At 72.5% G+C, this 20024-nt stretch carries 19 protein-coding genes; 11 read left to right on the top strand and 8 right to left on the bottom strand.

Annotated features, from left to right (window positions below; all coding sequences use genetic code 11):
• Positions 1 to 64 precede the first annotated feature (64 nt).
• Complete coding sequence (locus AC3RJ6_RS07580) at positions 65 to 1525, bottom strand: S8 family peptidase (RefSeq protein WP_491426375.1); 1461 nt, start codon at positions 1523 to 1525, stop codon at positions 65 to 67.
• A 250-nt stretch (positions 1526 to 1775) separates the two neighbouring features.
• Between AC3RJ6_RS07580 and argG the strand changes: the two genes are divergently transcribed.
• The 4 genes from argG (at position 1776) to AC3RJ6_RS07560 (ending at position 6667) form a co-directional block, all read left to right on the top strand.
• A complete protein-coding gene (gene argG / locus AC3RJ6_RS07575) occupies positions 1776 to 3200 on the top strand; it encodes an argininosuccinate synthase (protein WP_491426374.1) in 1425 nt (474 codons plus the stop codon).
• Positions 3201 to 3351: 151 nt separating this feature from the next.
• Positions 3352 to 4038 carry a TetR/AcrR family transcriptional regulator gene (locus AC3RJ6_RS07570; RefSeq protein ID WP_491426373.1) on the top strand — a complete coding sequence of 229 codons (687 nt, stop codon included), beginning with the start codon at positions 3352 to 3354 and terminating at the stop codon, positions 4036 to 4038.
• Positions 4035 to 4712, top strand: coding sequence for a hypothetical protein (locus tag AC3RJ6_RS07565; RefSeq protein ID WP_491426372.1), 678 nt, complete (start codon positions 4035 to 4037; stop codon positions 4710 to 4712). The genes AC3RJ6_RS07570 and AC3RJ6_RS07565 overlap by 4 nt, the downstream gene beginning before the upstream one ends.
• Complete coding sequence (locus AC3RJ6_RS07560) at positions 4709 to 6667, top strand: YhgE/Pip family protein (RefSeq protein ID WP_491426371.1); 1959 nt, start codon at positions 4709 to 4711, stop codon at positions 6665 to 6667. The genes AC3RJ6_RS07565 and AC3RJ6_RS07560 overlap by 4 nt, the downstream gene beginning before the upstream one ends.
• Positions 6668 to 6748: 81 nt before the next feature.
• Here the strand turns inward: AC3RJ6_RS07560 and AC3RJ6_RS07555 are convergent, their stop codons facing one another.
• From AC3RJ6_RS07555 to AC3RJ6_RS07540, 4 genes are all read right to left on the bottom strand, one after another.
• On the bottom strand, positions 6749 to 7762 hold the full coding sequence (locus tag AC3RJ6_RS07555) for a magnesium and cobalt transport protein CorA (protein ID WP_491426370.1): 1014 nt from the start codon (positions 7760 to 7762) through the stop codon (positions 6749 to 6751).
• 14 nt (positions 7763 to 7776) lie between these two features.
• Positions 7777 to 8409: a pyridoxamine 5'-phosphate oxidase family protein gene (locus tag AC3RJ6_RS07550; RefSeq protein ID WP_491426369.1), complete on the bottom strand. Its 633-nt coding sequence runs from the start codon at positions 8407 to 8409 to the stop codon at positions 7777 to 7779.
• 10 nt (positions 8410 to 8419) lie between these two features.
• Complete coding sequence (locus tag AC3RJ6_RS07545; protein ID WP_491427141.1) at positions 8420 to 9049, bottom strand: TrmH family RNA methyltransferase; 630 nt, start codon at positions 9047 to 9049, stop codon at positions 8420 to 8422.
• Between the two features lie 124 nt (positions 9050 to 9173).
• Complete coding sequence (locus AC3RJ6_RS07540; protein WP_491426368.1) at positions 9174 to 9569, bottom strand: hypothetical protein; 396 nt, start codon at positions 9567 to 9569, stop codon at positions 9174 to 9176.
• Between the two features lie 83 nt (positions 9570 to 9652).
• Here AC3RJ6_RS07540 and AC3RJ6_RS07535 point away from each other — a divergent pair, with 83 nt between their 5' ends.
• From AC3RJ6_RS07535 to AC3RJ6_RS07520, 4 genes are all read left to right on the top strand, one after another.
• Positions 9653 to 11071: an Nramp family divalent metal transporter gene (locus AC3RJ6_RS07535; protein ID WP_491426367.1), complete on the top strand. Its 1419-nt coding sequence runs from the start codon at positions 9653 to 9655 to the stop codon at positions 11069 to 11071.
• 148 nt (positions 11072 to 11219) lie between these two features.
• Positions 11220 to 12539, top strand: a complete 1320-nt coding sequence (locus AC3RJ6_RS07530; protein ID WP_491426366.1) for an ATP-binding protein — start codon at positions 11220 to 11222, stop codon at positions 12537 to 12539.
• 80 nt (positions 12540 to 12619) lie between these two features.
• Entirely contained in the window at positions 12620 to 13321 is a 702-nt protein-coding gene (locus AC3RJ6_RS07525) for a metal-dependent transcriptional regulator (RefSeq protein WP_491426365.1), read from the top strand.
• Between the two features lie 235 nt (positions 13322 to 13556).
• Complete coding sequence (locus AC3RJ6_RS07520; RefSeq protein ID WP_491426364.1) at positions 13557 to 14939, top strand: serine hydrolase domain-containing protein; 1383 nt, start codon at positions 13557 to 13559, stop codon at positions 14937 to 14939.
• A gap of 19 nt (positions 14940 to 14958) precedes the next feature.
• Here the strand turns inward: AC3RJ6_RS07520 and AC3RJ6_RS07515 are convergent, their stop codons facing one another.
• Positions 14959 to 15141, bottom strand: a complete 183-nt coding sequence (locus AC3RJ6_RS07515; protein WP_491426363.1) for a hypothetical protein — start codon at positions 15139 to 15141, stop codon at positions 14959 to 14961.
• A gap of 127 nt (positions 15142 to 15268) precedes the next feature.
• Between AC3RJ6_RS07515 and AC3RJ6_RS07510 the strand changes: the two genes are divergently transcribed.
• Together AC3RJ6_RS07510 and AC3RJ6_RS07505 are read left to right on the top strand one after the other, a co-directional pair.
• A complete protein-coding gene (locus AC3RJ6_RS07510; protein WP_491426362.1) occupies positions 15269 to 16063 on the top strand; it encodes an HAD-IIA family hydrolase in 795 nt (264 codons plus the stop codon).
• A gap of 26 nt (positions 16064 to 16089) precedes the next feature.
• On the top strand, positions 16090 to 16590 hold the full coding sequence (locus AC3RJ6_RS07505; protein WP_491426361.1) for a hypothetical protein: 501 nt from the start codon (positions 16090 to 16092) through the stop codon (positions 16588 to 16590).
• 33 nt (positions 16591 to 16623) lie between these two features.
• On the opposite strand, the gene AC3RJ6_RS07500 is transcribed toward AC3RJ6_RS07505, so the two are convergent.
• Positions 16624 to 17631 (bottom strand): aldo/keto reductase, encoded by a 1008-nt coding sequence (locus AC3RJ6_RS07500; protein WP_491426360.1) that lies wholly within the window; start codon positions 17629 to 17631, stop codon positions 16624 to 16626.
• Between the two features lie 107 nt (positions 17632 to 17738).
• Here AC3RJ6_RS07500 and pdxR point away from each other — a divergent pair, with 107 nt between their 5' ends.
• Positions 17739 to 19250, top strand: a complete 1512-nt coding sequence (pdxR, locus tag AC3RJ6_RS07495; protein WP_491426359.1) for a MocR-like pyridoxine biosynthesis transcription factor PdxR — start codon at positions 17739 to 17741, stop codon at positions 19248 to 19250.
• A 10-nt stretch (positions 19251 to 19260) separates the two neighbouring features.
• On the opposite strand, the gene AC3RJ6_RS07490 is transcribed toward pdxR, so the two are convergent.
• Complete coding sequence (locus AC3RJ6_RS07490; protein WP_491426358.1) at positions 19261 to 19962, bottom strand: NUDIX hydrolase; 702 nt, start codon at positions 19960 to 19962, stop codon at positions 19261 to 19263.
• Positions 19963 to 20024: the final 62 nt, after the last annotated feature.

The following is a 20024-nucleotide window of genomic DNA, read 5'->3' as shown; positions in this document are numbered from 1 at the left end:
CGAGACCCGTCGCCAGGTCTCGATACGCTCCTTCGTCACTACTCGGCCGCCGGAAGCGGTTGCATCACTTCACGACGTTGAACGCGTTGACGTTGCCCGCTCCGTAGAACCCGTTGCGCTGGCCGCCCGTGCAGGTCGCCTCGTAGCCCGGCAGGTTGGGAACCGGGTTGTAGACGCCGTCGGGGCAGGCGATCGGGGTCGCCGTGCGCTCGAGGAACGACGCCAGCTGGCCCGGGGTCATGCCCGGGTGGGCCGACACGGCGAGCGCCGCGACGCCGGCCGCGTGCGGCCCGGCCATCGAGGTGCCCTGCTTGTAGCCCCAGCCGTTCGTCTTCGTGGCGGTGTTGAAGGTCGACGAGAGCACCGCGTCAGCCGCGATCGACGGCGCTCCGCCGTTGCGGAAGCGAGCGTCGCCACCGGGAGCGGTCAGGTCGACGACGCCCTGGCCGTACGACGAGTAATAGGCCTTCTGCTCGGTCGGCCCGACTGCCGAGACCGTGACGACGCCCGGCGCCTCGGCCGGCAGGTCGCGGCATGCACCCGTGATCGTGCGGTCCTCGACGGGGTAGCTGCCGTCGTTCGGGCTACCGGAGTCGACGAACTTGTGCTGCAGGTCGACGTTGCTGTTGCCTGCGGACGCGATGTTCAGGGTGCCCTTCTCGCCGGAGTAGCGAATGGCCCGCTGAACGGCCTCCCAGACCGGACGCTGCCGCGGGTCGTTCACGCAGTTGAACTCCCACGGGTCGATGAAGTAGCTGTTGTTGGTCACCGGCATGCCGTGATCGGCCGCCCACAGGAAGCCGCAGACGGCCGCCTCGGGGTAGATGTACCCGGCGTCGTTGACGACCTTGACCGAGGCGACCTTGACGCCGGGTGCGACGCCCGCGATGCCGACCCCGTTGATGGCGGCCGCGATCGTGCCGGCGACGTGGGTGCCGTGGTCGGAGGTCGTGGGGTTCCACGCGGCCTCGTTCGTGTCGACGACACCGCCGATGCACGAGGCGCTCTGGTCCTTCGCGATCTGCGTGGCCAGGTCGGGGTGGGTCGACGAGATGCCCGAGTCGAGCACGCCGACCACGACCGACGAGTCGCCGGTCGTGACCGCCTGCGCCTCGGCGACGTCGATCTGCTTCATGTCCCACTGCAGGCCCCACAGCGGCTCACCGGTCGGGTTGCCGGACGCCTCGACGCTCGCCGAGTCGACCACGACCGTCTCGGAGTCGTCGACGAGCGTCGTGCCGAGCCCGTCGGTCGCGGCGACCTGCAGGCCGCCGCCCACGCGCGAGGCGAAGTCGCTCGCCGTCGAGCGGGCGACCACGACGCCGATCTGGTCGTACGCGGCCACGACGGTGCCGCCGGCGGCGGCGACGCGCTGCTGCGCCCCCTTCGTGTCGGCGCCGTTGGGCCCCACCACGAGGTAGCTGTGCTCCTGGCCGTCTGCGACGGCCGGGGTACCGGCCGCACCGAGAAGGCCGATGGCCAGGGCAGCGGTACAGGCCGCGGCTCCGATCATCTTGCGATTCATTCCCTGTCTCCTTCGAAGGGTCTGGATGCACGGTCGACAACGTCGACCGGACCGGACGGTTCGCGGGTTCCGCGAGTGCGGCGGCATCGTCGCCGACGCTCGCCCGGTCTCGCGAGCCTATCCGGCGGACTCGTCGCGGCGGCAGTCCCCCACGCACCCGGGCGCGTCCCCCGGCGGTCCGTCGGTGGGCGCCGGCCCGCGGCATCCCCCTCGATGTCACGCACCCGGCCGCGCAAGTAGGCTGGAGGGCATGTCGAAGGTCCTCACGTCCCTCCCCGTCGGCGAGCGCGTCGGCATCGCCTTCTCCGGAGGTCTCGACACCTCCGTCGCCGTCGCGTGGATGCGCGAGAAGGGCGCCGTGCCGTGCACGTACACGGCCGACCTCGGCCAGCCCGACGAGCCCGACGTCGAGGCGGTGCCCGGCCGTGCGCTCGAGTACGGCGCCGAGCTCAGCCGCCTGGTCGACTGCCGCGCCGCCCTCGTCGAAGAGGGCCTCGTCGCCCTCGCGTGCGGCGCGTTCCACATCCGTTCGGGCGGCAAGACCTACTTCAACACGACACCGCTCGGTCGTGCGGTCACGGGCACGCTGCTCGTGCGGGCCATGATGGAGGACGGCGTCGACATCTGGGGCGACGGCTCGACCTACAAGGGCAACGACATCGAGCGGTTCTACCGCTACGGCCTCATGGCCAACCCGCGCCTGCGCATCTACAAGCCATGGCTCGACTCGGCGTTCGTCACCGAGCTCGGCGGCCGCCAGGAGATGAGCGAGTGGCTGCTCGAGCGCGACCTGCCGTACCGCGCGAGCGCCGAGAAGGCGTACTCGACCGACGCGAACATCTGGGGCGCGACGCACGAGGCGAAGGTGCTCGAAGAGCTGAGCGCGGGCATCACGACCGTCGAGCCGATCATGGGCGTCAAGTTCTGGGACGAGTCGGTCGAGATCCCCGCCGAAGACGTCACCGTGCGCTTCGAGGAGGGCCGCCCGGTCGCGATCAACGGCGTGCGCTTCGACGACGCCGTCGAGCTCGTGCTCGAGGCGAACCGCATCGGCGGCCGCCACGGCCTCGGCATGAGCGACCAGATCGAGAACCGCATCATCGAGGCGAAGTCGCGCGGCATCTACGAGGCGCCGGGCATGGCGCTGCTGCACCTGACGTACGAGCGACTGCTCAACGCGATCCACAATGAAGACACGATCGCGAACTACCACAACGAGGGCCGCCGCCTCGGCCGCCTCATGTACGAGGGCCGCTGGCTCGACCCGCAGTCGCTCATGCTGCGCGAGTCGATCGTGCGCTGGGTCGCGTCGGCCGTCACGGGCGAGGTCACGGTGCGTCTGCGCCGCGGCGACGACTACACGATCATGAACACCGAGGGCCCCGCGTTCAGCTACCAGCCCGAGAAGCTCTCGATGGAGCGCGTGGGCGATGCGGCCTTCGGCCCCGAAGACCGCATCGGCCAGCTCACGATGCGCAACCTCGACATCGCCGACTCGCGCAGCCGCCTCGAGCAGTACGCGCACCTCGGCATCGTGGGCGGCGCGACGGCCGCCCTGGTGGGCGACCTCGCCGAGGGCCAGGCGGCGTCGATCGCCGCGGCCAGCGACGACGCGGCGGATGCCGCGACCGACGCCGCCATCGAGGCGGCCGCGTTCGACCTCGGCACCGACTGAGGCGTCGCGGCGCTCCGAGCCCGTACGTCCACGACGAGGCCCGACCCGCCCGACCGCGCTCCCGCAGCGCGGCATCAGGGGGTCGGGCCTCGTCCTGTGAACTGGCTGGAATAACTTGCACACGAGTGTGCAAGTTCGTTAGCATCGACGCATGCCGTCCGTCACCGACGCGGAGCGCCGCGCGCCCCGCAGGGACGCGGCCGAGAACCGCGAATCCCTCCTCATCGCCGCCGCGACCACGCTCGCCGCCGCACCCGATGCCCCGCTCGAGACCATCGCGGCCGCGGCCGGCCTCAGCCGCCGGGCCGTCTACGGCCACTTCGCGGGCCGCGACGAACTCGTGCTCGCGCTCATCGAGCGCGGCACCGCTCGCCTCAACGCCGTCGCCGCGACCGTCGAGCACGAGTCGACGCCCGTCGCGATCGCCCTGCTCGGCTCGCGCCTCTGGGGCGTCGTCGAGCACGTGCGACTGCTCGCCGGCATGGCCCTCTCCGAGCCCTACGTCGAGCGCGTCGCCGAGGCCCTCGCCCCCGTGCGCGAGCGCCTCGCCGCCCTCGTCGCCCGCGGCGTCGCCGACGGCACCGTGCGCGACGACCTGCGCCAGCCGCTCGTCGCCCGCCTGATCGAGGAGTCGGCGCTCGCCGTGCTGCTCGAGTCGGGCCGCACCGGACTGCCGCAGGCCGAGGGCCGGCGAGCCGTGATGCTGTCGGTGCTCGGCACGGCGGGCCTCTCGTGGCGCGAGGCGGGCGCCCTCATCGACACCACCCCCGAGCTCAGCGGCCCAGAGCCCGCCGAGCCCGCGACCACCAAGCCCGCGACCACCGAGGAGCCGGCATGAGAATCGAACTCCGCGACGTCTCGAAGGGCCGCGACGGGCAGGCGCTCGGCTCGACCACCGTGGGCTACGAGTCCGGCCGCGCGACCCTCGCGCGCGCCGAGACCGAGCAGCGCCCGACCGTGCTCGGCCTCATCGCCTCGGGGCGCATGCGGCCCGACTCGGGCGCCGTGACGATCGACGGCAAGCCCGATGCCTCGGCGATCCGCCGCCGCATCGCCCTCGTCGACGCCCCCGACGTGTGCGACCCCGCGCCGAACGTGACGGTCGCAGGCGTCGCCGCCGAGGAGCTCATGTTCGCGGGCGTGCCGTCGAACCCGGTCTCGGTGTGGCGCTGGCTCACCCAGCTCGGCCTCGACGACGTCGCCCGCACGCCGATCGCCAACGTCGCCCCGCAGACGAGGCTGCGCCTGCTCACCGAGCTCGCGATCCTCCGCGAGGGCGTCGAGGGCCTCGTCATCGTGTCGCCCGACCGGCACGGCGGCGACCCGACCGAGTGGTGGGGGCTCGCGAAGCAGCTCGCCGATCGCGGGTTCGCCGTGCTCGTGATCGCCGGTGACGCCTCGGCCGCCGCGATCGGCGCCGCGGCGATGATCGCCCGCATGCACGGCCCCGACTCGCCCGAGGAGTTCGACGACTCCGACACCCTGCCGCTCGCCGAGGGAGGCATCGCGTGAAGATCCCGCAGATGATCGCCGCCGAGTTCCGGCGGCTCACCTCGACCAAGATGTCGGTGCTGGCGCTCCTGGCGCTCATCGCCGTGCCCGTGCTCTACGGCGGGCTGTACCTCTGGGCGAACCAGGACCCGTACGCCAAGTTCGCCGAGGTGCCCGTCGCCCTGGTCGTCGAAGACGAGGGCGTGGCCGCGTCGACGAGCGCCACGGGCGAGACGACCGAGGCCCACAACGTCGGCGAGGAGATCGCCGACGAGCTCGTCGCCGACGGCGCGTTCGACTGGCAGCGCGTCTCGGCCGAGGAGGCCGAGCTGGGGCTCGACGAGTCCCGCTACGACTTCGCGATCACGTTCCCCGCCGACTTCTCCGAGGCGCTCTCGTCAGTGCAGACCGACGACCCTCGCCAGGCCGAGATCGTGCTGTCGACGAACGACGCCAACAGCTATCTCGCGGGCACGATCGGCAAGCAGGCGGTCGAGCAGATCCGGGCCACGATCGCCGAGAAGGTCGGCGAAGAGGCCGCGTCGACGCTGCTCGACTCGATCTCGACGATCCGCGGCAAGCTCGTCGAGGCCGCCGACGGCGCCTCGCAGCTCGCCGACGGGTCCGAACAGGCGGTCGACGGAGCCGCACAGCTCGCGACCGGCGCGACGAAGCTCGCCGACGGCAATGCGCAGCTCGCCACGGGGTCGGCCGAGCTCGCGACCGGCACGCAGCAGCTCGCCGACGGCACCGCGCAGCTCGCCGACGGTTCGGCGACGCTCGCCGACGGCGCCGCCCAGATCGCCGACGGCAACGCGCAACTCGCCGCCTCGGCCGACCGGGTGGGATCAGCCGTCGCCGACGCGGCCGCCGCCGTGCCGCAGGCCCGCGCCGACATCGAGGCCGCCCTCGAGTCGCAGGGCCTCGACCAGGCGACGATCGACGCCGTGCTCGCGCGGCTCGACGTCGTCGGCGACCGCATCACGACCGGCAACGAGAAGGTGCAGTCGGTCGTCGGCGACATCGACCGGCTCGCCGAGGGCAGTCGGCAGGTCGCCGACGGTTCTGCCGATCTCGCAGCGGGGGCGAGCACCGCGGCCGACGGCGCCGCGCAGGCGGCGAGCGGCGCCGCGCAGCTCGCCGACGGGGCGGCGCAGGCCGCGACCGGCTCGGCGCAGCTCCGCGACGGCGTCGGCGCCCTGCAGACGGGGCTCGACCAGCTCGCCGACGGGTCGGCGCAGCTGCGCGACGGCCTCGACGAGGGCGTGGCGCAGATCCCCGACTCGAGCCAGTCGACGCGCGATGCGCAGGCCTCGACGATCGCCGACCCGATCACCCTCGAGACGAGCTCGATGGCGCAGGCCGGCAACTACGGCGCCGGGCTCGCCCCGTTCTTCGCCGCGCTCGCGGGCTGGATCGGCATCTACGCGCTCTTCCTCATCGTGAAGCCCATCTCGCGGCGGGCGGTCACGGCACTGCACTCGCCGATCCGCATCACGCTCGCGGGCTGGCTCACCCCCGGCCTGCTCGGCGCGGTGCAGATGGGCGCGCTCTACCTCGTGCTCGCCTTCACGCTCGGGTTCCAGATGCACCACCCGCTCGGGGTCGTCGGCACCATGATCTTCGCCTCGGTCACGTACGCGGCGATCATCCTGGCGCTCAACGTCTGGCTCGGCTCGGTCGGCCAGTTCCTCGGCCTCGTGCTCATGGTGCTGCAACTCGTGACGGCGGGCGGCACCTTCCCGTGGCAGACGCTGCCCGAGCCGCTCGCCGCCCTGCACCACGTGCTGCCGATGGGCTACGTCGTCGACGCGATGCGGCAGTTCATGTACGGCGGCGACCTGTCACGAGCCGCGGCCGACTTCGGGGTGCTCGCGATCTGGCTCGTCGGCGCGCTCGTCGTCTCGGCCATCGGCGTCACCCGCATGACGCACTTCCGCACGCTGCGCGACCTGCAGCCGAGCCTCATCGGCTGAGTCGTCATCGCACGACGGATGCCTCGGGGCCGGCGCCGGCCCCGAGGCATCCGCGTCTCACCGGGGCGATACCCGAGGTCGCTACAGCCAGTGCCGCGACTTGAAGATCAGGTAGAGCACCCAGCCCGAGACGAACATGAGCACGAGCGCGAAGGGATAGCCGAACGCCCAATGCAGTTCGGGGATGTGGTCGAAGTTCATGCCGTAGATGCCGGCGACGAGCGAGGGGGCGAAGAAGATCGCCGCCCAGCCCGAGATCTTCTTCGTCTGCTCGCTCTGTGCGATGCTCGTCTCGGTCTGGCGCTGCGCGACGAGCGTCGCGTGCACGCTCAGCGCGTTCTGCAGGGTCTGCCGGTACTCGTCGACGCGCTCCGTGATGCGGATGACGTGGTCGAGCACGTCGCGGAAGGCCCGCCGCAGCTCGAGCTCGTCGCCCTCGGGCGGCGCCCCGCCCTCGCCGAGCTCGTCGCGGATCGCCTCGATCATCTCGCGCAGCGGCTTGACCGCGCGCTGGAACTCCATGACCTCGCCCGACAGGTCGTAGATGCGCCGCGCGACGGCGGCGTCGCCGCTGAAGAGCTGCTCCTCGATCTCGTCGATGTCGTTCTCGAGGCCCGCGACGACGGGCGCGTACTCGTCGACGATCTGGTCGACGACGGCGTAGAGCACGCCGAGCGGTCCGCGCGCGAGCAGTTCGGGCGCGGCCTCGAGGCGCGCGCGCACCTGTGCCAGGTCGGGCTTCTCGGCGTGGCGGATGGCGACGACGAAGTCGGCGCCGACGAACAGGTGCACCTCGCCGAACTCGACGCGCTCCTCGGCGTCGAGGTAGCGCGCGGGACGCAGCACGACGAACTGGGTCTCGCCGTAGCGCTCGAGCTTCGCGCGCTGGTGGCCGGCGAGGGCGTCTTCGACGGCGAGCTCGTGCAGGCCGAACTCCTCGGCGACGACGCCGAGCTCCTCGCCGTCGGGGCGGTAGAGGCCGATCCAGGCGAAGCCGCCCCGGTGCCGCGCGAGCTCGTCGAACGTCTCGGCGAGCACCGCCGGCGAGACCGCGCGGCGCCCGTCGACGTAGATCGCGTTGTCGATGACCGTCACAGGTCAACCGTAGGTCACCCGTAGATGCGGTCGGCGTAGCTCGGGCCGTAGTATTCGTCGAGCTCGGCGAGCGAGTCGTCGGGTCGCTCGAGCGTCTGCGCGATGACGGCGCGCCGGGGAGCCGCGTCGGGCACCCACGTGTCGGGCTGCCAGGCCTTCGATCGCAGGAACGCCTTCGAGCAGTGGAAGAAGACCTCCTCGACGTCGACGACCGTCGCGAGCACGGGCCGGTTGCCCCGCACGACCATGTCGTCGAAGAAGGGCGCGTCGCGCACGATCGTCGCGCGCCCGTTGATGCGCAGCGTGTCGCCGCGGCCCGGGATCGCGAAGAGGAGGCCGACCCGCGGGTTGTGCAGCAGGTTGCGGAACCCGTCGGCGCGGCGGTTGCCGAGCCGCTCGGGGATGGCGATCGTCGTCTCGTCGAGCACGAGCGCGAAGCCGCCCGGATCGCCCTTCGGCGACACGTCGAGGCGCCCCTCGTCGTCGCTCGTGGCCATGAACGCGAGCGGGGCGGCGGCGAGCCACGCGCGGTCGAGCTCGTGCAGGCGGTCGCGCTGCTTGCGCACGGCGGCCGGCAGCGGCGTGCCGACGATCGCCTCGAGCTCGTCGACGGTGGTGACGGGGATGCCTCGCGCGTGGTCGGTCATGCCCGCCACGCTACTCCGCGGGCGCGGCCGGCCCGAACGCGTGGGTGAGCACCCACGAGTGCATCGCGATCGCCGCGGCGGCGCTCGCGTTGAGCGAGCGGGTCGAGCCGAACTGCGTGATCTCGACGAGGGCATCGGCTGCAGCGGCCGCCTCGTCCGAGAGGCCGGGGCCCTCCTGCCCGAACAGCAGCACGCAGCGCTCGGGCCACGCGAACGCCTCGATCGGCACGGCGCCCTCGAGGTTGTCGAGGGCGATCACGGGCAGCCCCTGCTCGCGCGCCCACAGGGCGAACCCCGCGACGTCGGGGTGGTACTGCACGTGCTGGTAGCGGTCGGTGACCATGGCGCCGCGCTTGTTCCAGCGGCGGCGTCCGATGATGTGCACGGTGTCGGCGGCGAAGGCGTTGGCGCTGCGCACGATCGAGCCGATGTTCATGTCGTGCTGCCAGTTCTCGATCGCCACGTGGAACGGGTGCCGGTGCTCGTCGAGGTCGGCGACGATCGCCTCCATGCGCCAGTAGCGGTAGCGGTCGATGACGTTGCGCGTGTCGCCGGCGGCGAGCAGCTCGGGGTCGTACCGGGGGTCGTCGGGCCACTCGGCCTCGCCGCCGGGCCACGGCCCGACGCCGTGCTGGGGCATCGTCGCCTCGGGTTCGGATGCCTCGTGCCGGTCGTCGCTCACACGCCAACGCTATCCGTCTCTCCGGGGCCGCTGGGGCGAGGTCGGACCAAGGGTCATCCGACGACCGGCGGGGGCACAGCCTTCATCGCCGGCGGAACGGCCAGAACCGGCGCCGAGGCGGCGTGATCGCGGCGGCGCCGCCGGTGGCGTTGACGTGCGCGGCGCTCGACGCCGCGGCGGGCGTCGACGACGTGGCGGCTCGGCTCGCCGACGTGGCGGCTCGGCTCGGCGCCGGCGCGGCGCCGCCGGGCACCGATGCGGCGGCGGTCGGTGCCGTGCGTGGTTCGGCCGGGTCGTCGACCGCCTCGTCGTCGATCGCGAGGTCCGCGTCGTCGGCGGCGAAGCCGGCTCGCGCGGCCGGCCCGGCCTCTTCGAGCGGCGGGCGCCCGGCCTCGACCCAGCGCAGGTAGAGCGCGTAGGGGTCGTCGTCCGCTCCGGGCGACGCCTCTTCAAACCCGGAGCGGGTTCGTCCGATCAATCGACGCAGCACCTTGCCCCCCACCTTCAACGATACGGCGACGACGGGCTTTCGGTGCGCCGAAATCTTGGTATGTTTTAGGCATGCCGAAAACCCTCGACGACGAGACGGCGCGCACCGCGCCGACGACGGCCGCCCGCCCCGAGCGCCCCCATCGGGGCGGGCGGCGCTCCCGCGAGGCATCCCTGCCCCGGGTCGCCTGGCTGATCGGGCCGGCCCTCGTCGCGGGCGTCGCCTACCTCGACCCCGGCAACGTCGCGAGCAACATGACCGCCGGGGCCCGGTACGGCTACCTGCTCGTCTGGGTCGTCGTGCTCGGCAACGTCATGGCGTGGCTCATCCAGTACCTCTCGGCGAAGCTCGGCATCGTCACGGGGCGCAGCCTGCCCGAGACGCTCGGCGGGCGCATCCGCAACCGATGGGGCCGGCGCGCGTACTGGCTGCAGGCCGAGGTCGTCGCCATGGCGACCGACCTCGCCGAGGTCATCGGCGGCGCGGTGGCGCTCAACCTGCTCTTCGGCGTGCCGCTCGTCTGGGGCGGGCTCATCACGGGCGCCGTGTCGATCGTGCTGCTCGTGCTGCAGTCGCGGCGGGGCCCGCGCACGTTCGAGTTCGTCATCATGGGCCTGCTCGCGATCATCACGATCGGCTTCACCGTCGGCGTGTTCGTCGCGCCGCCCGACCCCGCCGGGCTCCTCGCGGGCCTCGTGCCGCGATTCGCCGACGCGAACTCGGTGCTGCTCGCCGCATCGATCCTCGGCGCGACGATCATGCCGCACGCGATCTACGCGCACTCCGCGCTGTCGCGCGACCGTTTCGCGCGGCGCGGCGGAGAGCAGGCCGGCGGGAAGTCCGGCACCGGCACCGGCACCGGCTGGCACGGGTTCGGCGTGCGCCGGGGCATGGATGCCTCGCCCGAACTCCTGCCCGGCACGGCGACCGACGTGCCGACCGACGTGCTCGTGCGCGCGACCCGCTGGGACGTCTCGATCGCGATGGCCATCGCGGGCACCGTCAACCTCTGCATCCTGCTGCTCGCGGCCGTCAACCTCGCCGGAGTCGAGGGCACCGACAGCCTCGAGGGCGCGTACGCCGCGCTCGACACGGCACTCGGCCCCGCGATCGCGACGCTCTTCGCGGTGGGCCTGCTCGCCTCGGGGCTCGCCTCGACGTCGGTCGGCGCGTACGCGGGCGCCGAGATCATGCACGGCCTGCTGCACGTGCGGGTGCCGCTGCTGGCACGCCGCCTCGTCACCCTCATCCCCGCGCTCGCGATCCTCTGGCTCGGCTTCGACCCGACGCTCTCGCTCGTGCTCAGCCAGGTCGTGCTCTCGTTCGGCATCCCGTTCGCGCTCATCCCGCTCGTGTCGCTGACGGCGAAGTCGGGCGTGCTCGGCCGCTGGCGCAACCACTGGGCGACGACCGCGGCGGGCATCGCCGCATCGGTGTTCCTCATCACGCTCAACGGGCTCCTGCTCTGGCTCGTGTTCACCGGGGCGTGACGCCCGAGCCGGGCGCGACTCGCAGAACTGCCGCGGTTCTTTCCGCCCGTGCAACACTCGACGTTCTTTCCATCGCGGGCGACGTCACACAGGCCGACCGCCCCCGATGCATCGCCTACGCTGCTGGAACTCACCGATGGAGGACCACATGTCAAGCTGGCGTCTGCGCGAGTTCCACAACGACGACCTCGACGGCATCCTGCACCTCTGGGAGGCGCAGCGGCAGTCGTCGCACGAGCCCGTCTACGACCTCAGCGAGGTCATCGCGTCCTGCCAGATGGACCACGCCGTCGTCGCGGTGCACGCCGACGAGGTCATCGGCGCGGCCGTCGGCCGCGCCGCGCACGACCAGGGCTGGGTCGTGTTCTTCGCGATCGCCGACGACTGGCGCCACCGCGGCATCGGCTCGGCGATGCTCGCCGCCCTCGAGAAGCGCATGGCGCCGCACGGGCTCACGAAGCTCTCAGCACTCATCCCCGAGAACGAGAGCAGGGTCGACGCGTTCGCGAACCAGGGCTTCGAGCTCAAGCACCAGTTGCGCTACTTCGAGCGCCGCATCCCCGTGCAGCGGCAGGAGCTGAGCTCGCTCGCCGAGCTCGGCGGGCGCCTGCTGCCCCGCACCCTCTGGGAGTCGGTCGCGGGCATGCGCCGCGAGAAGGAGATCCTCGAGCAGCGCCTCGTGCTGCCGCTCGCCGAGCCCGACCTCGCCGAGCGATACGGCGTCGTGCCGCCGCGGGCGGTCGTGCTGTTCGGCCCGCCCGGCACCGGCAAGACGACGTTCGCGAAGGCGATCGCGTCGCGGCTCGAGTGGTCGTTCGTCGAGGTCTTCCCGTCGCGGCTCGCGGCCGAACCGGGCGGCCTCGCGGGCGCACTGCGCGACACGTTCACGAAGATCGCCGAGCTCGAGCACGCGGTCGTGTTCATCGACGAAGTCGAGGAGATCGCGGCGCAGCGCTCGGGCGAGCCGCCGTCGCCGCTGCAGGGCGTCACGAACGAGCTGCTGAAGATCATCCCCGCGTTCCGCGAGCAGCCGGGGCGCCTGCTCGTGTGCGCGACGAACTTCATCCGCGCGCTCGACAGCGCGTTCCTGCGGCACGGCCGATTCGACTACGTGATCCCGATCGGCCTGCCCGACGACGCGGCGCGCCTCGCGATCTGGCAGCGGTACGTGCCCGAGCAGATCGTCGACGAGGTCGACCTCGACCTGCTCGTGGAGCGCACCGCCGGGTTCTCCCCCGCCGACATCGAGTTCGCGGCGCGCAGCGCCTCGCAGCGGGCGTTCGAGGCGGCGGTGCGCAACGGCGCGGGCCACGGGGCGGATGCCGCGACCGACGCCGACGCGCACACGAACCCCGCCGGACCGACGACCGCCGACTACCTCGACGCGATCGCCGGCACCCGCACGACGGTCTCGCCGGAGACGGCCGACGCGTTCCTCGAGGACATCGAGCGGCTCGCCCGCGTGTGACGGCGGGCGTCTCAGGGCGCCCACCCGCCCGCACCCGCGGCATCCCCGGCGCCGAAGACGACGCGGCTAGGCTGGGGCCGATGCCGGCCAGCAAGAACCCCGCGATCGAGGACTACCTCAAGACGGTGTACGCCCACACCGAGTGGCAGCCCGACCCCATCACGCCCAAGGCGCTCGCCGTCAAGCTCGGCGTCGCCCCGTCGAGCGTCACCGAGATGGTGAAGAAGATGGCCGCGGCCGGGCTCGTCGCGCACGTGCCCTACGGCCCGTTGCGGCTCACCGACGCCGGCCGCGCCCGCGCGCTCGCCGTCGTGCGGCGGCACCGGCTCATCGAGACCTGGCTCGTCCGCGAGATGGGCTACAGCTGGGACGAGGTGCACGACGAGGCCGAGGTGCTCGAGCACGCGCTGAGCGACCGGCTGCTCGAGGCGATCGACCTCCGGCTCGGCCGCCCCGCGCGAGACCCGCACGGCGACCCGATCCCGGCCGCCGACGGCACGATCGCGTCCGAACCGTTCCTGCGCCTCGACGGCGCGCCCGCCGGCCACACCGGCCGGGTGCTGCGCATCAGCGACCGCGACCCCGAGGTGCTCCGGTCGCTCGCCGCAGCGGGCGTCGCGCCGGGCGTCGGCATCGAGGTCGTGAGCACGGATGCCTCGGGCGCGACCGTGCTCGTCACCGTGACCCCGGTCGGCGTCGACGCGGCGAGCGCGGTCGGGCCTGAGGCATCCCCCGTCGAACTGGCGGCCGAGGCGGCCGCCGAGATCTGGGTGACCGGCTGACTGCCGTCGGCACCACCGCCCCGGCACACGGTGTCGCTCCGGGCTGACGTTCGTGTCGACACGCCGACCACGCGCCCACCCCCTCGGCGTGGCGCCGAGGATCCCAGCCCTGAGCGACCGCCGACCCTCGAGCCCGCACGTGCCGCGCCAACCCGGGGCGCCGACCCTGCCCTTCCAGCCTGTGGATTCCTCAACCGATGACGACGAACCACCGGCCTGCTGTTAGCATCCGGCGGTGCGCATTCTCCGCAGGACACTGGTCGTCCTCCTCGTCGTCGTGCTGGTCCTCGTGGCGGCGGCGGTCGCCGTCTACTGGTGGCAGCGCCCGATGCTGCGCACCGGCACGGGCTACGCGGCCCACAATGCCTGCGCCGTGACCGAGGTCGCGGGGCGCGACGACCCCGCGAGCGACCTGCCGCCGAACCCGCTCGTGCCGTACCTCAGCGTCGACGTGAACCGCGACGAGGCCGTGACGACGGGGTCGCTCCTCGGCGTGCTCGCGGCGCAGAAGGCCTGGTTCACCCCCGGCTTCGGCTGCACGCTCGCGGGCGACCGCCCCGAGCTCGGTGAGGCGACGGCCGTCTCGAGCGAGGGCAACCCGTTCACGGATGCCGCACCCCTCGCCTACACGGCTGACTGGCTGTACTCGACCCAGGACCTCGAGGCCGCGATCGACCGGGCGTTCGGCAGCGAACTCTCGGCCGCCGACGCCGACGCGCTCGGCACCCGTGCCGTCGTCATCCTGAAGGACGGCCACCTCATCGAAGAGCGCTACGCCGACGGTTTCGACGCCGAGACCCCGCAGCTCGGCTGGTCGATGTCGAAGAGCGCGACCGACCTCATGACCGGCATGCTCGTGCAGCAGGGCGAGGTCGCCCTCGACGACGACCACCTGCGCCCCGAATGGACCGATGGTCGCGCCGACATCACGATCGAGAACCTGCTCCGTATGACGAGCGGTCTCGAGTGGGACGAGACGTACGACCTCGGCACGCCCATCACGCAGATGCTCTACAACGAGGGCGACATGGGCGCTTACGTCGCGAGCCTCCCCCTCGAGCACGAGCCGGGCACCTTCCAGGAGTACTCGAGCGGCTCGACGACGCTGCTCTGCTCGGTGCTCGCCGAGCGCACGGGCCTCGGCGCCGACCTGCCCCGGCAGACCCTGCTCGGTGCGCTGGGCCTCGAGTCGGCGACGTTCGAGCCCGACGCGGCCGGCACGCCCGTCTGCTCGTCGTACCTCTGGGCGACGCCGCGCGACTGGGCGGCGATCGGCCAGTTCGCGCTGCAGAACGGCAAGTGGAACGGCGAGCAGCTGCTGCCGGCCGACTGGATGGCGCGCTCGCTCGAGGTGAAGCCGGTCGACGCGACCGACGACCCCGGCTACGGCATGGGCTGGCGCGTCAACATGCTCGAGGACGGCAGCCTGCGCTGGCCGAGCCTGCCCGCCGACACCTACTACGCGTCAGGCCATGACGGCCAAAAGGTCATCGTGGTGCCGTCGGAGGATCTCGTCGTCGTGCGAATGGGCTTCACGCCCGAGGCCGACGACGAGCCCAGCGAGGTGCAGCTCGTCGAGGACGTCATCGCGGCGCTCGCCGCGCCCGCGGCCGAGTAGCGCGAAGCCTCACACGCAGTCACGCGATGTAGCCGTTGCGGCGACCCTCCTCCCTGAACTGCTCGGCCTCGGCCCTCGCCTGATCGATCCCGGGGTCGGCCGGCAGTCGCCTGCCTCTCGCCCGCACGACCAGGAGCACCACCACCGAGACGGCGGCGATCCCGAGGATGCCGACGAGACCCACCCAGAACGTTCCGTCCATGGCCCGCTCCTCACTCGATAGGCGTCACGATAGTCCTCGGGCATCCGCGCGGCCAGAGCGGTCCCCGACTCGCGCCGGTAACCCCGCCGACGCTGCCCCGTGACCCGCTCGGCCTAGGCTTGGGCGCATGGGACGACGCGACGAAGTCGAGTGCTGGCTGACCGACATGGACGGCGTGCTCGTGCACGAGAACCACGCCCTGCCGGGCGCCGCCGAACTGCTGCAGCAGTGGGAGGACGCGGGCACGCCCTACCTCGTGCTCACGAACAACTCCATCTTCACCGCCCGCGACCTCTCGGCCCGCCTCCGGGCTTCGGGCCTCAACGTTCCCGAGCAGCGCATCTGGACGTCGGCACTCGCGACGGCCGACTTCCTCAAGCAGCAGCTGCCGGGCGGCTCGGCCTTCGTCATCGGTGAGGCGGGCATCCTCACGGCCCTGCACGAAGCCGGCTACATCATGACCGAGACCGCCCCCGACTTCGTCGTCGTCGGCGAGACGCGCAACTACTCGTTCGAGGCGATCACGAAGGCGATCAGGCTGATCAACGACGGCGCCCGCTTCATCGTGACCAATCCCGATGCCACCGGCCCGAGCGCTGACGGACCGTTGCCGGCGACCGGGGCCATCGCCGCGCTCATCACCAAGGCGACCGGCAAGGAACCCTACGTGGTCGGCAAGCCGAACCCGATGATGTTCCGCTCGGCGCTCAACAAGATCGGCGCCCACTCCGAGAACACGGCGATGATCGGCGACCGCATGGACACCGACATCGTCGCCGGCATCGAGGCGGGCCTCCACACGGTGCTCGTGCTGACGGGCATCAGCGACCAGGCCGAGATCGAGAAGTACCCGTTCCGGCCCGACGAGGTGCTGAAGGGCGTCTTCGAACTCGTCGGCGAACCGGCCGAGACCGAACTCTGACCCGAGACCTCCGGAAGGGGCATCCCATGATCGAACTCACCGACATCGACCTCGACGAGGACGGCGAGCTCAGCGCCGTCGTCGCCCTCCCCGGCGACCGGCAGGTCGCCGTGCTGTTCGCGCTCGACGACGACGAGCAGCTCGGCGGCGCCGAGATGCTCGCGATCGCGCAGCGCGCGCTCGCGCCGCTCACGGGCGACGAGCTCGATCGACTCGAGGACGAGATCGTGCACGAGCTCGTCGACTCCGACTTCGAGGGCGGCGACGCCTCGCCCGAGGCATCCGACTACGCGGTGCTCGCCGACGAGCTCGACCTGCAGGGCGCGATCGTCTCGAGCGATGCGACCCTCGTGCTCGTGTACGAGGCGCCGACGCAGTACGCGGGACTCGTCATCTACGCCGAGCTCGACGAGGCGCTGCTCATCGAGGTGCTGAGCGTCGCCGAGCCCGACCTCGACGACGAGGATGAGGACGAGGAAGGCGACGACTCCGACGACTCCGACGAAGAGGTCGAGCAGGGCGACTGACGCCCCGCTCGACCCCTCGGTCCGGCCGGGCGGCTACGCCGCGAGCGGCGCCTCCTCGGGGTCGGCGTCGAGCCGCGCCCGCACATCGGGGTCGAGGTCGAGCTCGGCCGCGCCGAGCACCTCGTCGAGCTGGGCGACGCTCGACGGCCCCGCCACCGGGATGACCGGCACCTCGCGACCGAGGAGCCACGCGAGCGCGACCTGGTTCGGCGTCGCGCCGATCTCGCGCGCGACGTCCTGCAGCAGCTGGATGCGCGCGTAGGTCGTCGGGTGGTTCACGCCGCCCCACAGCGGCTTGTCGCGGCGCGTGAACGCACCCTGGTGCAGCGGCGAGTAGGCGGTGACCGCGAGCGGCGGGCGGCCGTCGACCCCGGTGGATGCCGCGTACGACAGCAGCTCGGGCGTCACGAAGTTCTGCCGGCCGAGCTTCGGCACGGGGTAGACGTAGCTGTACTGCTGCTGCACGAGCCCGTAGGGCGAGACGCCCTGGCGGAGCGCCTCCTCGCGCGCCTCGACGATGCGCCAGAGTGCCACGTTCGAGATGCCCGAGACGCCGATGAGCCCCTCGTCCTGGAGGGCGCCGAAGGCGCCGACGGTCTCGGCGAGGGGCGTCTCGAGGTCGTCGACGTGGCCGTAGACGGCGTCGATGTGGTCGACGCCGAGGTGCTTCGCGCTCTCGCGCACCTCCCAGTCGACGGTCGCCGCGCCGAGCCCCTGGAAGTTCGTCGGCGGCGTGTTCGAGAGGGGCAGCGCCGGGTCCTTCTTCGCGGCGCCGACCTTCGTCGCGATGCGCACCCGGTCGCGCACGCCGCGGCTCTCGAGCCAGCGACCGATGAGGTCCTCGCTGTCGCGGCCGTAGCCGCCGTCCCAGAAGCTGTAGTTGTTGGCGGTGTCGATGAACGTGCCGCCGGCCTCGACGAACCGGTCGAGGATCGCGAACGAGGTCGCCTCATCGATCTTCGTGCCCATCTGCATGGTGCCGAGGCAGATCGTCGAGACCTCGAAGTTCGTGCGGCCGTTGCCGATCGTGCGGTATCGCATGGGGTTCTCCTCCATCGGTGGGGTTGACGGTTTCGAGGTTACGAACCGATCGGCTCGGGCATACACTCCAATCAGCCACCGTTCGACCAGACCAATCGAGAGTCCGGATGCCTCGCTCCACCGCCGCCCATGGGCCGACGCTCGCGTGGGAGACCCTGCTCGACCTCGGCGAGGGGCCGGCACCGCTGCGCGAACGGCTCGAGCGGGCGATCCGCGAGGCCGTCGCGACGGGTCGGGCACCGGCGGGTGGGGCCCTGCCGCCGAGTCGTGCGCTCGCCGAGACCCTCGGGGTCTCGCGGTGGGTCGTGACCGAGGCGTACGGGCAGCTCGTCGCGGAGGGGTTCCTCGAGGCGACGGTCGGCTCGGGTACCCGCGTGCCCGCTCGCGCCGCGGCATCCCGCCCGGTTGCCGGATTCGGAGATTCGGCGCGACACGCCGATGGACCGGCCCTGCAGCACGGCGTGTCGTCGGAATCCCCGAGTCCGGCGACGCGGACCGGCGGGCTGCGGGGCGAGTACCGCCGGCCGCGCTTCGATCTCGGGCCCGGCGTGCCCGACCTCAGGCACGTGCCCCGGGCGCGCTGGGCGGCCGCCGTGCGCCGGGCGTTGGAGGTCCTGCCCGACGCCGAGCTCACGGTCGTCGACCGGCTCGGGCATCCGTCGGCCCGCATCGCCGTGGCCGCGTACCTCGAGCGGTCGCGTCGCGCGGTCGCCGCGCCCGACGACGTCGTGATCACGCACAGCGCGACCGACGGCATGACCGCGGTCGTCGCCGGGCTGCGCGCCGCGGGGCACTCGGCGATCGTCGTCGAGGATCCGAGCTGGTCGAAGCTGCGCGAGGTCGCCGCAGCCGCCGGGCTCACGCCGGTCCCGGTGCCGGTCGACGCCGACGGCATCGACGTCGGCGCCCTCGAAGCTGCGGCCCGCCGCACCGGCGCCCGCGCGGCGCTCATCACGCCCGCCCACCAGTTCCCGACGGGCGCGGCCCTCTCGCCCGCCCGTCGCGACGCGATCGTGCGCTGGTCGCGCGAGGTCGACGGCGTGCTCATCGAAGACGACTACGACGCCGAGTTCCGGTACGACCGCCGGCCGATCGCCGCGCTGCAGGGTCTCGCTCCCGACCGGGTGGTGCTCGTCGGCTCGCTCTCGAAGTCGATGGCGCAGGTGTTCGGCCTCGGCTGGGCGCTCATGCCGCCCGCGCTCCGCGAGCGGGTGCGGCTGGCGGAGCGCCCCAGGCCGTCGACCCTCGAGCAGGTCGCGCTCGCCCGGTTCATCGAGGCGGGCGATCTCGAGCGTCACCTGCGGGCCGCGCGCGGCCGGTTCCGCCGGCGTCGTGCGGCCCTGCTCGCGGCGCTCGCGCGCGAACTGCCCGAACTCGCGGTGACGGGCATCGCCGCAGGCATGCACGCCGTGCTCGACCTGCCCCCGGGTGTGCGTGCGAGCGACGTCTCGGCCGCGGCGGCGAATGCCGAGGTCGCGGTCGCCGACCTCACCCGCTATCGCGCGTCGGGCGCGCGCACGGCGCGGGAGGCGCTCGTCGTCGGCTACGGCAACCTCTCCGACCCGCTCGTCGACGAGGCCGTCGCGCGACTGGCGCGCGTCATCCGGTCGTTCGGCTGACCGTCAGCGATCAGGGCGCGAGCTCGAGCTCGTGCCCGTGGTCCCACGGCTCGGCCCAGCCGAGCCGATCGAGCAGCGTGTCGAGCACGAGCGCCGTGAACCCCCACACGAGGTGCTGCCGGCCGCCGACCGTCGGCAGGAAAGCGGGACCCCGCCACTCGTGCCCGTCGCGGCGAAGCACCGTCGTGTACCGGTTCGCCGGGTCGATGAGGTCGGCCACCGGCGTGCGGAACACCGCCGACGACTCGGCGACGTCGACCACGCCGACGGGCGACGGCGCACGCCACCAGCCGAGCACGGGCGTCACCATGTGGCCCGAGTAGGGCACCGAGAGCGGCGCGAGCGTGCCGAGCACGTCGACGCCGGCCGTGTCGAGCCCCGTCTCTTCACGGGCCTCGCGCAGCGCCGCGTCGACGACGTCACGGTCGCCCGGGTCGACCCGGCCGCCCGGGAACGCCACCTGCCCCGCGTGCGAGCGCAGCGTCTCGGCCCGGGCGAGCAGCAGCACGTCGAGGTCGCGCGACACCGCGCGATCGCGCGCCGAGTGCTCGCTCGGCAGCTCGTCGAGCACCCCGAACAGGATCAGCACGGCGGCGTCGCGGTACTCGATCTCGCCGAACTCGGCGCCGTCGCGCCAGTCGGTGAAGAGCTCCGCGTCGTCGACGAGCGCGGCGAGCTCGTCTCGCGCCGGTGCGGATCGTCGTGCGGTCACCCTCCCGAGGCTACCCCGCGCAGCCGACGCCGCGACCGGTCGGACGGGCCGGCCTGCTTCGG

The organism is Agromyces cucurbitae (assembly GCF_058349945.1).
This window is presented reverse-complemented; position numbering and strand designations above follow the sequence as displayed.